Annotated in this window: 10 protein-coding genes and 1 other annotated feature; of the genes, 3 read left to right on the forward strand and 7 right to left on the reverse strand. The window is 43.6% G+C overall.

Translation table 11 applies throughout. The features are described 5' to 3' along the window. Nucleotides 1–178: 178 nt before the first annotated feature. The 4 genes from metG to MKY99_RS22035 all read right to left on the reverse strand — a co-directional run bounded on the left by metG (nucleotide 179) and on the right by MKY99_RS22035 (nucleotide 5738). Complete coding sequence (gene metG / locus MKY99_RS22020; protein WP_149646734.1) at nucleotides 179–2191, reverse strand: methionine--tRNA ligase; 2013 nt, start codon at nucleotides 2189–2191, stop codon at nucleotides 179–181. A 49-nt stretch (nucleotides 2192–2240) separates the two neighbouring features. Beyond that, nucleotides 2241–2501: a binding site (T-box leader), on the reverse strand. Nucleotides 2502–2541: 40 nt separating this feature from the next. After that, entirely contained in the window at nucleotides 2542–2805 is a 264-nt protein-coding gene (gene yidD, locus MKY99_RS22025; RefSeq protein WP_042190501.1) for a membrane protein insertion efficiency factor YidD, read from the reverse strand. Between the two features lie 2 nt (nucleotides 2806–2807). After that, complete coding sequence (locus MKY99_RS22030) at nucleotides 2808–3269, reverse strand: Fur family transcriptional regulator (RefSeq protein ID WP_042190503.1); 462 nt, start codon at nucleotides 3267–3269, stop codon at nucleotides 2808–2810. 228 nt (nucleotides 3270–3497) lie between these two features. Beyond that, nucleotides 3498–5738 carry a stalk domain-containing protein gene (locus tag MKY99_RS22035; protein WP_339266339.1) on the reverse strand — a complete coding sequence of 747 codons (2241 nt, stop codon included), beginning with the start codon at nucleotides 5736–5738 and terminating at the stop codon, nucleotides 3498–3500. A 352-nt stretch (nucleotides 5739–6090) separates the two neighbouring features. Here MKY99_RS22035 and MKY99_RS22040 point away from each other — a divergent pair, with 352 nt between their 5' ends. From MKY99_RS22040 to MKY99_RS22050, 3 genes are read left to right on the forward strand one after another with little or no spacing between them, the layout of a single operon-like run. Then, entirely contained in the window at nucleotides 6091–7860 is a 1770-nt protein-coding gene (locus MKY99_RS22040; protein WP_042190508.1) for a sensor histidine kinase, read from the forward strand. An 11-nt stretch (nucleotides 7861–7871) separates the two neighbouring features. Then, nucleotides 7872–9116 carry a response regulator gene (locus MKY99_RS22045; protein WP_076300850.1) on the forward strand — a complete coding sequence of 415 codons (1245 nt, stop codon included), beginning with the start codon at nucleotides 7872–7874 and terminating at the stop codon, nucleotides 9114–9116. Nucleotides 9117–9139: 23 nt separating this feature from the next. Then, a complete protein-coding gene (locus MKY99_RS22050; RefSeq protein WP_339266341.1) occupies nucleotides 9140–10417 on the forward strand; it encodes an extracellular solute-binding protein in 1278 nt (425 codons plus the stop codon). A gap of 82 nt (nucleotides 10418–10499) precedes the next feature. Here the strand turns inward: MKY99_RS22050 and MKY99_RS22055 are convergent, their stop codons facing one another. The 3 genes from MKY99_RS22055 to MKY99_RS22065 form a co-directional block, all read right to left on the reverse strand. Then, nucleotides 10500–12098 carry an ABC transporter substrate-binding protein gene (locus MKY99_RS22055; RefSeq protein ID WP_339266343.1) on the reverse strand — a complete coding sequence of 533 codons (1599 nt, stop codon included), beginning with the start codon at nucleotides 12096–12098 and terminating at the stop codon, nucleotides 10500–10502. A gap of 93 nt (nucleotides 12099–12191) precedes the next feature. Continuing rightward, the gene (locus tag MKY99_RS22060; RefSeq protein WP_231573325.1) at nucleotides 12192–13154 is read right to left on the reverse strand and encodes a carbohydrate ABC transporter permease; all 963 of its coding nucleotides are present in this window, start codon (nucleotides 13152–13154) and stop codon (nucleotides 12192–12194) included. A gap of 15 nt (nucleotides 13155–13169) precedes the next feature. Next, the gene (locus tag MKY99_RS22065) at nucleotides 13170–14195 is read right to left on the reverse strand and encodes an ABC transporter permease subunit (protein ID WP_339266345.1); all 1026 of its coding nucleotides are present in this window, start codon (nucleotides 14193–14195) and stop codon (nucleotides 13170–13172) included. Nucleotides 14196–14401: the final 206 nt, after the last annotated feature.

A 14401-nucleotide genomic window follows, 5' to 3' on the forward strand; every position in this document is an offset into this window, starting at 1 on the left:
CTATTAGAAGTATAATAGTAATCATTACGATAAGTCAACAATAAATCCTAATAAGATGATTCTGAATTTTATCCCTGCTTATACGTTGAAAAAAGGAATGTTCCCACAGCCTAGCTGGCTGAAGGAGCATTCCCTTTCTTATATAACAATTACATATATAGATTCTACATAACGAATCTTACTTCACAATAGCTCCATTTGGCATGCTATCTGGAACTGTGGCGATGGTTAACTGATCACCTTTAGAAGCCGCTAAAATCATCCCTTGGGACAATTCTCCGCGCAGTTTCACTGGCTTCAGGTTCACAATACAAATCACTTTTTGGCCTACCAGCTCTTCCGGTGTGTAAAACTTCGCGATACCAGAAACGACTTGACGCTGCTCATAACCTAGATCCAGCTGCAGCTTCAGCAGCTTGTCCGCTTTCTTCACAGGCTCAGCTGCAATGACCTGAGCTACCCGAAGCTCAGCCTTGGCGAAATCGTCGATGCCGATCTCTTCTTTATGCTCTTCCTCAGGCTCGGATACCGCAGGAGCCGCAGGTGCTGCTTCGGTCGCTTCAGCAGCCGGTTTACCAGCGCCCATGGCTTCGGCGATATAAGCTACCTCTTGCTCCACATCCAGGCGTGGAAAGATTGGATTGCCTTTCACCAGTTTTGTTCCTGCCGGAATCAGACCAAAGGTCTTGCCGCTGTCCCATGTCGTTAATTCACCAACTTCGATGCCAAGCTGTTCCCAAATTTTCGCTGGGGTTTGCGTCAAGAACGGCTGCAGTAGAATGGAAGCGGTGCGAAGACCTTCCACAAGATGTCTCATTACGGAAGCCAACTCAGCTGTTCTGCTCTCATCCTTAGCAAGCACCCAAGGCTGTGTCTCATCAATATATTTATTGGTGCGGCTGATAAAGATCCCGATCGCTGTTAGCGCTACGGAGAACTCCATTTTTTCCATCGCTTCTTCTACTTTGGCATAAGTATTCTCTGCCGCAGCTTGAAGCTCACCATCAAATGCTGTTACATTTCCTTCATACGCTGGAAGCTCTCCACCGAAATACTTCTCTACCATCGCACCTGTCCGGTTCAACAGGTTACCAAGGTCATTAGCAAGATCATAGTTAACCCGATCTACAAAGCTTTCCGGTGTGAATGTACCATCCGAACCAAACGGTACTTCCCGTAGCAGGTAATAACGAAGTGCATCCAGGCCGTAACGATCAATTAATGTAACTGGATCTACTACGTTCCCTTTGGATTTTGACATTTTGCCATCCTTCATGAGCAGCCAGCCATGAGCAAATACCTTTTTCGGAAGAGGCTCACCCAGCGCCATTAGAATGATCGGCCAGTAAATCGTATGGAAACGGACGATTTCTTTGCCGACAATATGCACATCAGCAGGCCAGAAATTATCGTACAAACTGCGATCCTCGGAACCGTAACCCAAAGCAGTAATGTAATTTGTCAATGCATCGATCCATACGTACACTACATGCTTTTCATCGCCTTTAACCTTAACACCCCAATCGAAAGTCGTACGGGAAACCGCAAGATCCTCCAGACCAGGCTTGATAAAGTTGTTAATCATTTCGTTTTTACGGGATTCCGGCAAAATAAACTCCGGATTCTCCTCATAAAATTGCAGCAATCGATCTGCATATTTACTCATCCGGAAGAAATAACTCGCTTCCTTCACCAGTTCAACCGGATGACCGCTATCAGGGCTTTTTGCACCAATGATTACGCCATTGTCATCTCGAACGATATCGACCAATTGTGTTTCTGTATAGAAGGTTTCATCCGGAATACTGTACCAGCCTTCATATTCGCCTTTATAGATGTCACCTTGCTTGAGCAGTCGATCAAAAATATCCTGAACTACCTTCTTATGACGTTCTTCCGTTGTGCGGATAAAGTCATCATTGGAGATGTCTAGCTTGCGCCATAATTCCTTAATGCCAACAACGATGTCATCAACGAACTGCTGAGGGGTTTTGCCTGCTTCCTCTGCCTTCCGTTCAATCTTTTGACCATGCTCGTCTGTACCTGTAAGATACCTTACATCATAGCCGCGTAGACGTTTGTAGCGGGCCATTGCATCTCCAGCTACGGTAGAATAAGCATGTCCGATATGCAGCTTATCACTCGGATAGTAGATAGGTGTAGTTAAGTAAAAAGTTTTCTTTTCGCTCATTGATTAATCATCCTTTCTTTCATCAAAAGACAAAAAACTCCCGCCCCTTTAATGGGGCGAGAGTATAACTCACGCGATACCACCCAAATTTCCTGTCTCTTCACAGAGATCAGGCTTCGCCAGTTCCCTCTCGGGAACTGTCCATTAACGCTGGAACACGCCGTTATCTTACGTGAACCTCAATTGCAGTTCCCGCTCGAACACAGTTCCTCCCGGACCATATTCAATCTAACGCTCCATACCGGCTTTCAGCTCGTTCCGGCTCTCTGTAATGGGCGTACCGATTTACTCATCCGTTCCTCGGAATTCATACTATTACCTGTGAATATACCCAATGGCAAGGGCTCGTGTCAAGTCGCGCGAGCAGAATCCTTCTTCGTGGGGTGTTCCTCAAGAGGCGGAACCGGATCAAGTCCCCCTGGATTGAAGGGATGGCATCTAGCAATCCGCTTGGCAGCAAGCCATGAACCTTTAAGTGGACCATGGACTTCAATAGCTTCTAGTGCATAGGCAGAGCAGGTTGGATAGAAGCGACAAGTGGCAGGCTTAATCGGGGAAATGTACTTGCGGTACACCCGAATGGGAGCCTGGATCGTTCTACGAAGGGTCGCCATTCTTAGACCCCTTTTTTGCGATTAGCTGCTGCGACTAGTTCTTCTTCCCGGTTCTCTTCACATTCCTTGCAATAACCGAACACCTCAAATTTATGCTTGACTACCCGGAATTGATCAGGTGTATCCGTTAAATTCATCGGGCAGAAATTAATCGGGTAGGTTTTCTCGCATTGAAGGCAGATCATATGATGATGGTGATCCTGATGATTGCAGCTTCCCTTGAATTTCACGCCGTCTTCAAAGACGATTTGTTCAAGTACACCAAGCTCTTCCATTACACGCAGATTGCGGTACACGGTATCAAAGCTAAGTCCGCTATACTTGCGGCCCATATGCTCATAGACATCCTTCGCTGACAAATAACCCTTATTCTCGCCGAATAACTTGGCAAGCGTTTTGCGTTGGTCGGTGATTCGCAGACCTTGCCCCGACATGACCTCTAATATTTGTTCTGTCGACAGCATACGCTCATCTCCCATTACATTTCAGTTCATTTCATTTATGCTTCACTCTCTTAATAATGCCCCAAAATAAATGCCCCGTCAATGAAACAACCAAGTGCATGAGCGTTCATCAGAGTAAAATCATACATTTAAATACAAAAAGTCCAGCTGAGTATTCCTTTGCGGAATATTCAGCCGGACTTTTATTTCAGGTGAATCCCAAATAACTTAAAGGATGGACCTATTTTGTTATTTCTTCGCTGGCAGCGGTGTAACCAGGAAATTCACCGGCAAGTTACTACCAGAAGCTGCTGTGAACAAAATCTCCACCGAGCCGCCATAATCGCCAGTACGATAAATCACACTGTTCATATCAGCACTAGAGAGACTTCCTGAATTCGGCATTTGTACGATTTGACCATTAACCATGACTGGTCCCATGTAATTACCGCCACGTGGATTAAACGTAATCAATGAATTAGGTGCAACACGGTCGAATTTGATTTTGTATAACACACCAAAGTTACCTGCATTGGATGCTTCAGTACCATTCATTGGGTCTACACCGGTCAAATTCAAATCACTCGAATTGTCACCGAGAAGAAGTCTCGCAGGAGTTGTTCCTACTTCGTCGGTAACCGTGATGATGCGTGTAGAATCAGCATAAGTTCCTCGGTTATGCACCCCATCACGATCCAATATTGGAAGTGTAGGAAGTGTAGTTAGAGGATCTTTATTCGCTTCGATCATCATGACATTATATTCAATAGGATAATCGCTAAACAAATCCGCTTGGAGGGATACAATCTCGCCTGGTTTCATTGCAATTTTGTTTAGATCCGTAAGAATCGAGACGCTTTCTCCTGGTTGAAGGACCGTTGTCTTATAATGTTCCCTAGTAATCATAGACTTCCAGTAACGTTCCACAGACATTTTACCAGTGCCTTCTGGAAATGAACTTGGACCGCCAAAGCCTACATACTCTGTTGTAATTGTCGTAGGGTACAGATTGTTATTCTTAGCAATCACATACACCTTCGTTTTAATATTCATATTATTCTTATGGTGGACCAAGAAGCGAGTTCCGCCGAATGATGTTTCTTTATATGTGATTCCTTCCGTATTCACTGTTTCTGGACTATTACTGCGAATAAGGTTATATGGCTCAGAAGAAAGATTATAGGCTACCTTCTGCCAAGTTGGAACCATCGATCCGTCGATGTTAAATACGCTACCAGGAGCACCGAATAATCTATAGAAATCTTCTTTACTGTACAAGATTTCATCTGAAATATTAATGGTTTTCTCAAAAGTGCTGATTGCGCCATGTGAATCTTTAACTTGAATAGCGACTGTTGCTGGACCTGGTGTAAAGAAAGCTTCTGCTTTATTCGTCCAAGTCACTTCAATTGGATCACCGTCTGGGTCGCTGCTTAGATCCGAATAAGTGATCATTTCACCCATCTTGTAAGAATCTTTGTCTGTCGTGAAATTAGCGACTGGTGGTGTATTTGGTTTTAGTACGTTGATGGTCACAGAGTAAGGATCACTCCACTGTCCATTCGCATCCATAACGGAATAGGATACTACATAAAATCCTGGTGTATCATAGATATCTTGCTTATTTCCTTCCCAGCGTTCATCGACAATGGCCGTACCATTCGGTGAAGAGCTGGAAGTCACAAAATTCACAGGATCACCAGCATAAATTTCAGTTGGCACTGTAAAAGAAGCTTTTGGCTTCGTGTTCAGCGTAAGAATTACTCGTTTTTGCACATTATCAACGGTATAAGGAATGCCTAATGCCCCGGTGATGGACGTCAAAGGAACCATGAATGTACCATTAGTTTGGTAAGCTGGACCTTTCATCGTCACATTTTTACCATTAACGGAATAGATCTTACTGTCCGTTTTAAAGCGCATTACGTCGCTTCCTTTGGTAACAATGGTCTCTTTCGTTTTATAATCGTAAATGTATTTCACACCTACGCGTTCTACCATAGCTCGGATCGAAACGTATGAGACGCCATTCTTCACGGCCATTGGCTGATTAGCCAAATACTCAACGCCGTTTTGGTACATTTTGTTGCTGTTCATCATAAGTACAAGCTGATTACTAGCTGCAGCACGAACACCATCCGTTGGTGTAGGTTGTGTAGTGGTTTCAGGTGTTGCTGTAGGGATCGGTGTAGCCGTTGATTCAGGTGTTGCTGTAGGTTCAGGTGTTGTCGTAGGCTCAGTCGTCGGTTCAGCTGTTGCCCCAGGCATTGGAGTTGGTGTAGGTGATACGACTCCCCCTGGTACCTCAGTTGGCATTGGCGGCAATGGGTCAGTAGCTTCTGGCATTACATCCGTCGCAGATGTGGCAGCTGCTCCTACTGCATTGGTATTACCTGAGGTACTATTGACAGATTCAGCAAAAGCCGGCACTGCCGAGGCGGCCTGAGATATGGCCAAAACAGCAACTAACGTTAATTTCTTCAAATCCATGATATGACTCCTCTGCTCCTATTTGTAAATATAAGTAGGTCTCTGTCTTTTTTCATACTCCTCTTATATTCCCCGCAAAAACGCAACCGCTCTCAGCGGAGCGGAAGAATTGCTTTTTGCCACGTTCGTTATAACAAAACATAGTATTAGACGCATCCGACCGCAAAAAGTTTCATTTTAAAGTAAAGAAAGATTAACCCAGTATTAAAACAAGCAAAAACAACCTTTCATCCGCTACCCGAAAAATATGAGATTATCCATATAAATATGTGTATTTTACGGCAAGGTATATTCGCTTTCATTTGCTTTTGTTACAATGTATGGAAGAATATCTTTTCATGCGGGTGATGACATGTCCAAGAAAATCTCCATCCTCGTTCAATTAATCATGGGTTTCTCACTGATCATTTTCACTATCGTAGCCTTTACGATTTTTTTGTCCTACCGATCGTCATCCCAAGCCGTTCTTAACCGGTCGAACCAATATATTCTGGAGTCCGTCAAACAGCTTCAAGGTAAAATGGACGCTATCCTTCAAGATAACGACAAACTCTCTTCTACGATCATGTTCAGTCCCTTGATTCAAGAAACACTAGGAGACTTAGCAGAATCCCGCACACCTCCTACTGACGCTATGGATATCACCCGCTACATCGATCAACAGACACGTTCCATCAATTATGACATCCAGTTCAAGCTGCTCGGACTTTCAGATAATCAGGTATATACCAATAGCAGCTCCTTAAAAGTAATCTGGGACAGCGAGAGAGAAATCCGCGGCGCCTATTGGTTTCCAGCTATAGCCCAGAATAACGGCCGTATGCTCTGGTTTGGTGTAGATGTATGGCAGAACGGCACGATCCCTGTGGTCATGGGAGCTAGGCAAATTAATGATTGGAATGATTTAAATCGGCTAGGAACCCTATTTCTCGTCCTTCCTGTGGAGGTTATCCATAACGCTGTCAGCCAATTTCATCTTGGTAAGAATGAGAAAATTCAAATTGTTGATTCCTTCAACACCATTGTTTATTCCACCGATCCAGATGAGATAGGGCTGTATATGGATGATAGAATTCTAAGTCAATTCAGTAATCATAAAGCACGAATCATCCCAAATACCATAAACTCCCGCAATATGTTCGTATCCTACGCTTATTCCCCCTACAGCGAGTGGAGCATTTTTGCTTACATTGATTCTAAAGAAGCTGTTAAAGATTTAAATGGCATTCGCAGAAATATTATTTTAATTGGCCTGCTCGGGATGGCCGCAGCGTTATTATTTACCTTCTTTTTCTCGTGGACACTGTCTAAGCCGCTTCGTAATCTCGCAACCAAGCTAAGCAACGTTGAACGCGGAACCACGCTACCGTTTGTAAAAACAACCATGAATAAAGAAATGGCTATCCTATACTCAAGCTATAATTCCATGCTTCAAAACCTAGACCATACGATTGCTGACCTCTCAAGCAAACAAATCAGTGAAAAACAAGCTCAGATCGTAGCTCTTAAAGCACAGTTTCGCCCTCATTTTCTCTACAATACATTGAACACCATCTATTGGTCACTGGCTAATAAACATATGCGAGAAGAGTCACAGATGGTTATTGCACTAAGCGATTTGCTTCGATACAGCATTGATCGTGGATCGGAATTTGTTACGGTTGATGAGGATTTACAACAACTAGAAAGGTTCATTTACCTGCAAAAACTACGCTACGAGGACAAACTACAGGTAGATCTGCACGTGAATCCTGAGGTCATGAATAGGCAGCTTATGAAACTAACCCTTCAGCCCCTTGTAGAGAATGCTATCACGCATGGACTTGAACCTACACTACGCGAAGTATGGCTTATACGTATTCGGGCCTATAGTGAAGGCAACTCACTTGTGCTAACAGTAGAAGATAACGGAGAAGGCATGAGCGAGGCAAGAATGGAAGAGGCCTTAATCAGCGGCGAGGTTAATCCGGAGAAGCTGCTCCACACGGGTATCGGTCTCTCCAATCTGAATCATCGTATAGAACTAATCTATGGACATGGATTTGGCCTTCATTTATCAACCAGCGAGCTCGGAGGCTTACTCGTAAAAGTCACTGTTCCATTACAGTTCGATCAAGGGTAGGGGGCGAAGTGATGAAAGTGTTAATTGTTGACGACGAAAGTTTTGTCCGACGATCCCTGTCAGAAATGCTGGGAAGTGCGAACCATAATTTTAGCATCATTGGTTCAGTAGAGAACGGATTAGAAGCGATACAACTGTTAAAAGAGCAGGCAATTGACCTCGTAATATCAGACATACGTATGCCTGGCATGGATGGACTCGAGCTTTCTAAGCATATCCATGAATGTTACCCTGACACCGAGACGATACTGCTCACTGGTTATCAGGATTTCTCCTATGCCAGCCAAGCCATAAGGTACGGTGTACGAGAATATCTGGTCAAGCCAAACTCAGTTGAAAATATCCTCGAAGTCGTAACAAGTGTGTATGAACGTCTGGAATTGAAGAAGCAACACAGGCAAGTCTCGCAGCTGCGAGAAAAGAATCTTCGGGAGAAACGCCTTTCTGATCTACTTTATGGCATTCCATTACCCTACTTTGAAGAACAGCTCATACCTCCCTTTCATTCTTTTGTCATCATTACTGTAAATCACCTAGGTGATGTTATGCCACAGTACTGGTCTGAACAAGCGATGTATGCGGCCGTAATCAATATATTAGAAGAGTGTTTTTCGCTTTACGCTAATGTTGTCGGCATTCAAGAGGAGCAAGAAGCGATAATCATGTTGTTTTATCCCGATGAACAATCCGAAAGAATCGATGAGGCGCTAACTCAGGAAATGATGATTAAGCTGTCTAGCCTCTTGAAATCGCCTTTCAGCGCGGGTGTCTCCAACCCTCACTATGATCTTGGAGCCCTCGCAACAGCTTATCATGAGAGCCTGCAGGCATGCCAACAGCTCAAAAAGGATAGTACCCGACCCGTTATCTATTATAGTGATGTATCCATGTGCTCAGCTTCTCCTCAGCTTACGGAACAACTACAGGTGAAGGCTACACGCAGGGTAATCTCTATGATGATTGAGGCTATGAATTCGCGACTCCAAGAGAACCTCTCTCTCAAAATGATTGCAGATGAATTATACATGAATCCAACCTATCTGGGCCGTCTGTTCAAAGACGATGTAGGAGAATGCTTCTCTAGTTTTCTTACCAAGCTTCGTATTCAAAAAGCGATAGAACTGCTAAATAATGTTACGCTCAAAGTTTACGAAGTTAGCGAATTAGTTGGCTTTAAAGATCCTGCGTACTTCAGCCTCATATTCAAGAAATACATGGGTATGACTCCTCAGGAATTTCAGAAGCACAACAAATAAAGACGAGGTGTGTTCTCTTGCATGTGAATGCTAAGTTGTTGACTATCCTGTTAAGCTTTGGATTGCTGCTTCATACAAGCGGTTGCCAGATCTCTCCTTCTAAGGAAGATATCGACCTTCAAGACCCGATCCAGCTGAACATCTGGCTTACGGCTGGATCAGGTCTTGAGCCGCTTATAGCAGAGTATCAATTGCAGCATCCCGAGCTAGAAATCCATATTCAGACCTCAACCTCCACGCAGCTTCCCGCCAAGCTGCAAACTTCATTCGCAGCAGGATATAGTTCCCCTGATGTGGCGGCCATTGATATTAGCTATTTGGATCGTTTCAAGCAGTTCCCCGATTATTTTTATAATCTAACAACATTTGGAGCGAATGATCTAAAGAATCAATTTCTGAGTTGGAAATGGCAGGAGGTGCTCGGTAATGATTTTATCTTCGGATTACCGACTGATATTGGTCCCTATGCTATGTTGTATCGGACTGACATCTTCGCGTTATCTGGACTCCCTACCAAACCTGAAGAAGTAGCAAAGCGAATCCAAACTTGGGACCAATTCCTCAAAGCCGGCACTAGAGTCCATGAGGCAACAGGCAAAGCCTTTGTCAATGACTTAGAGAATCTTTATCTAACCCTTCTGCGTCAGTCCAAGCTTCAATATTACAGCCCCACTTCCCAAGAGCTGATCATTGGAAATAATCCAGCAGTAAAAGGGGCTTGGGACTTTGCAATTCAAGCTTTGAAGCTGAATCTATCCGCAGGTATTGCTGTAGATACACAGCGCTGGGGCGCAGGTCTGCTAAACGGCGACTTTGCAGTGATGCTCTGTCCGGCTTGGATGATTGATCATATCAAGAGTAGTGCTCCAACAGCCAGCGGATTATGGAATGTAACGACCATCCCAGGAAATAGCGCTAATCGAGGAGGTTCCGTCCTTACCTTGCCTAGAACAGGCAGTCATCCAGAGGAGTCATTCGCGCTTATCAAATGGTTAACCGAGCCCGCACAACAGCTAATTTCATTTAAGTCAGAAGGGGCATTTCCCTCCACGCCCGAAATTTATGACGATCCCGAGATCCATGACCTGTCTGATCCCTATTTTCCTAATTCTGAGGTTGGACGTGTCCTCTCTACAGCAGCACAAGAAGTAGTTCCCACCTACTACGGTCCGCACCACGCCGATGTAGAAACAAATATGCTCGAGTATTTAACCAAAGCCGAGCAAGGTAAGCTAGATCCCGAGCAGGCTTGGTCACTTGCCATTCAGGTAGTGCAAAAAATAGATACTTCTTTCCGCTAACCTATTCACCAAGCGTACAATAAAGGCTATCCCCAGCGCATTAATCATGCCGGGGATAGCCTTTTAGTTTCATTTAAAGTATTTATTTTTGAGCAGCCAAGAAAGCATCTAGTTGTTTTTGTTTCTCTGCAATAATCTTATCAAGTCCGGCTTTCTTCAGCTTGTCGGCGTACTTAGTCAATACGGTATCGGGATCAACAGAACCCGTATCCAAACTGATGTCATATTCATCCATAACAGCTTTACAAGCTGCCATTTCAGTCTTCATAGAGGATGCGTCGAAGTTAAAACCGAGCGCAACGGAAGCTTTACCTTTGGAGTTGAAGGCCTTGAATTGCTCCCATTTGTCTGGAGCTTCACTTTCCCATACAGGATTCAGGAATTGGCTTCCAAGCATCCAGGCAGCAGCGGTATTATAGTCACCCGTTTTGTCTGTAGCTTTAATCGTATCACCGCTAACGACATCATAATGGACACCTTTTACACCAAATACGAGCAGATTATTGATTTCTTTATCCGTGTGCAAAAGATCTAATACCATCATGGCACGAGCTGGATCACCCGAGGAAGCGGAGATCGCTAACATTGATCCTGCTGCATCACTAGTAGAAATCGTCGGTTCGTTAAAAGCAATTTGTTTCAGTTTTCCAACCAAACCTGTAGCATTAGCCAATTCACTATCTTTACCAGGTTTAAGTGATTGTACTGTCATAAAGACATTACCGGCCTTCATTGCATCTTGTGTAGAATTTGTAGCCACGGCCGCATCTTTGTTAATATAACCTTTCTTCATATATTCACGAGTAAGCTTGATGATTTCTTTATAACGATCCAGTTCAATCATGGATTGAATTTTAGTATCCGATGAATCCTTAAGCAGAACGCCCGGAATTGAAGCATCACCAAGCGTATCGTACTGCGCCATGTACTGGGAGTTAAAGGTCTCTCCTTGCTTGAAGTACAGTGGAGTTAGGTCAGGTCTCTTCTCCTTTACGACTTTGAGCACGGCATCCAAATCTTGAATGGTCTTTACATTCGACATATCAATACCCAGTTCATCAGCAATATCGGAGCGATAAACGATCCCGCCTTGTGCTGCTAGCTCCTTATTTGTAGGAACGGCATAATTCACACCATTGATCGCAGAACCTTTTAAGAATTGCGGGTCGAGATTTTTAAGAATCCCTTGGCCATATTCGTTCAATAGATTACCGTACTTGCCGTTATCATCATTAAGTGGGAGGTAAGCACCTTTAGCTGAATTGGTTACATAATTTTTCCATTGGGCTGTAAAAATAATATCGAATTTTTCCTGACTGGCAATCTTCAGATTAACATCATTGTCCCATGGACCCCAGTCGATCGGTGCGATATCCAATTTGGCGTTAATTTTAGGTTCCAGAAGCTTATTGATAGCGTCTTCTACAACCTGCTCATCCTTTTGAACGGCACCGACATAGATTAACTTAACAGTATAAGGATCTAATTTCTTCTCCGGTTCAGCTGTAGGATCTGCAGCGGGCTCATCTGTTGCCACAGCATTGGTAGCGGTTGCATTTTCACTTGGCGCTGGTGAGGCTCCTTCATTATTCCCGTTATTCCCTCCGCATCCAGCTAAGCTAAGACTGAGTACTACGATAAGCATCAGCGTTAAAAGTGTGCTTGTTCGAATAGCCTTCATGTACACCATAACCTCCCTCAAAATATTTATATATGCTGAATCGGACGTTCACACACTTGCATGGAACGCCGAATTAAGCCATTCCAATCCTCATTAGCCTTTAACAGCACCAACGGTAAGTCCTTTGATAAAATACTTTTGGAAGAAGGAGTAAACGAATACGATAGGACCGATCCCAATAACAGCCATTGCCATTCTTACTGTCTCTGTCGGCAGATTGATTTCTACACCTTGTGCAGCTAAGGCAGCCATCGCTTGAGGGCTTGCAGTCAGGAACTGAACGTTCAACATCGTCTTATACATTAGATATTGCAGATTGACATGCCCTTCGGGTGAAATAAAGATCAAGCTTAGATACCAGTCATTCCAATACGCCAAGGTTTGAAATAATCCCACTGTAGCTAGCACCGGTAACGACAAAGGCAGAATGATTTGAACGAAGATCCGAAACTCCGGTGCCCCGTCAATTTTAGCGGATTCAACTAGTGCCGGCGGGATTGTGTTTGCAAAAAAGGTTCGTAAAATGATGACAAAGAATGCTGAAACCAGCAGTGGCATAATCAGAATCCATAGCGTATCTTTCAAATGCATCATTTGAGTATAAACTAGATACCAAGGCACTAAGCCTCCATTAAACAAAAGTGTAAAAAACATAAAGAACGAAAAGAAATTACGATGTGGAAAATCCCCACGCGAGATAGGATAGGCATACATTGCCATAATTACGAGACTCAGAATCGTTCCAACCACCGTCACAAATAAGGAAACGGCAGCCGCATCTATGATTTGCCAATAATCTTTTAACAGAAATTCATATGACGAGATATCCCACTTGTTCGGGAAAAAGCTGTAGCCGTGCTGCACAACCGATTGTTCATCTGAGAACGATACGATAATCACGAGGATCAGTGGGACCACACAAATCGCCGTATAGATCCAGAAGAATATATTAATTAACAAATTGGAGATATTAGAAATTTCATTGGGTTGTCTTTGCCGTTTAGCTCTCTTTCCTGTACGACCCGACGGCCCGATTGCAGTTTCTGTCTGGCTCAACACGCCCACCTCCCTCTAAAATAACGCATCATCTTTACTTATTCGTCGTACTGCTAGATTTGCTAAGAATATCAGTAGAAATCCTACAATAGATTGCACGAGACCCGCGGCAGAGGACATCCCAATATCACCAATCGCCAGGAAGGTCTGATATACATAGGTGTCGATAACTTGCGTAGTGGAGTATAATGCTCCTGCGTTTCTAGTCACCTGAAAGAACAATCCGAAGTCTGCGTTAAAAATCCTACCAATCTGCAGTAGCGTCATTACGATGATAACCGGACTGATCAGCGGCAGCGTGATTTTGCGAATCTGCTTCCATTTAGAAGCACCGTCAATCAGCGCAGCCTCATAATATTCGTGATCTATGCCGATGATCGCAGCCATATAAATGACCGTCGTATAGCCAATCTCTTTCCACAGCTTTACTATCACTAGAATCCCCGGCCAATATTGCGACTGCGAATACCATTCAATTGGATCAACCCCAAAGAACGGAAGCAGTGTCTTGTTCATGAACCCGTGCTCAGCACTTAGAAAGCCGTATACTAAATAACTGACGACGACCCATGAGAGAAAATATGGGAGAAACATCGCACTCTGATGGAATTTTGATAGCCATCTGCTGCGCATTTCGTTAAACATAATCGCAAAAGCCAGTGAAAAAAATAGTGTAAGTACAATAAACGCAGTGTTGTACAATAGGGTATTTCTTGTAATGATCCACGCCGTCTCTGTCGAGAATAAATATTTGAAATTCGAGAACCCGACCCAATCACTGCCTAGAATGCCCTTCTGGTAATTGATATCCTTAAAAGCAATTACCGTCCCTAACATCGGTATGTAGTTATTGATGATCAGAATAATAATGGCTGGGAGCATCATCAAATAGAACACCCAATATTTCTTCATCACTCTCAGAAAATTCGGCACTCTCCCCCTGCCGCGTTTTTTTACTTCTGATAAGCTGACGGAAGGATTCGTCACACTCATGTTCTGTTCCCCCATTTCCCCATCGTCCCAATCTAGAGCCTTTTTCACGCTTGCTTGACTATCGCCTTGCACTACCTTCTTACACTCTAATTAAAACATATGATAAATTTTGGGAGTATAGGGAGCATATTATATTTCTATAAAAAAAGAGATGATTATCCTCAATAACTAAGGATAATCATCTCTAATGTTTAAAATCATTAAATTGGTTATAACTTATGTACCTTTATCACAGCCGCAGGCTGATCGATAAT

This window comes from Paenibacillus sp. FSL R5-0470, assembly GCF_037975205.1.
GTDB lineage: Bacteria > Bacillota > Bacilli > Paenibacillales > Paenibacillaceae > Paenibacillus_AQ.

Coding starts and splice junctions, on each gene's coding strand:
- metG (WP_149646734.1), bottom strand. CDS start 2,191: ATGAGCGAAAAGAAAACTTTTTACTTAACTACACCTATCTACTATCCG.
- yidD (WP_042190501.1), bottom strand. CDS start 2,805: ATGGCGACCCTTCGTAGAACGATCCAGGCTCCCATTCGGGTGTACCGC.
- MKY99_RS22030 (WP_042190503.1), bottom strand. CDS start 3,269: ATGCTGTCGACAGAACAAATATTAGAGGTCATGTCGGGGCAAGGTCTG.
- MKY99_RS22035 (WP_339266339.1), bottom strand. CDS start 5,738: ATGGATTTGAAGAAATTAACGTTAGTTGCTGTTTTGGCCATATCTCAG.
- MKY99_RS22040 (WP_042190508.1), top strand. CDS start 6,091: ATGTCCAAGAAAATCTCCATCCTCGTTCAATTAATCATGGGTTTCTCA.
- MKY99_RS22045 (WP_076300850.1), top strand. CDS start 7,872: ATGAAAGTGTTAATTGTTGACGACGAAAGTTTTGTCCGACGATCCCTG.
- MKY99_RS22055 (WP_339266343.1), bottom strand. CDS start 12,098: ATGAAGGCTATTCGAACAAGCACACTTTTAACGCTGATGCTTATCGTA.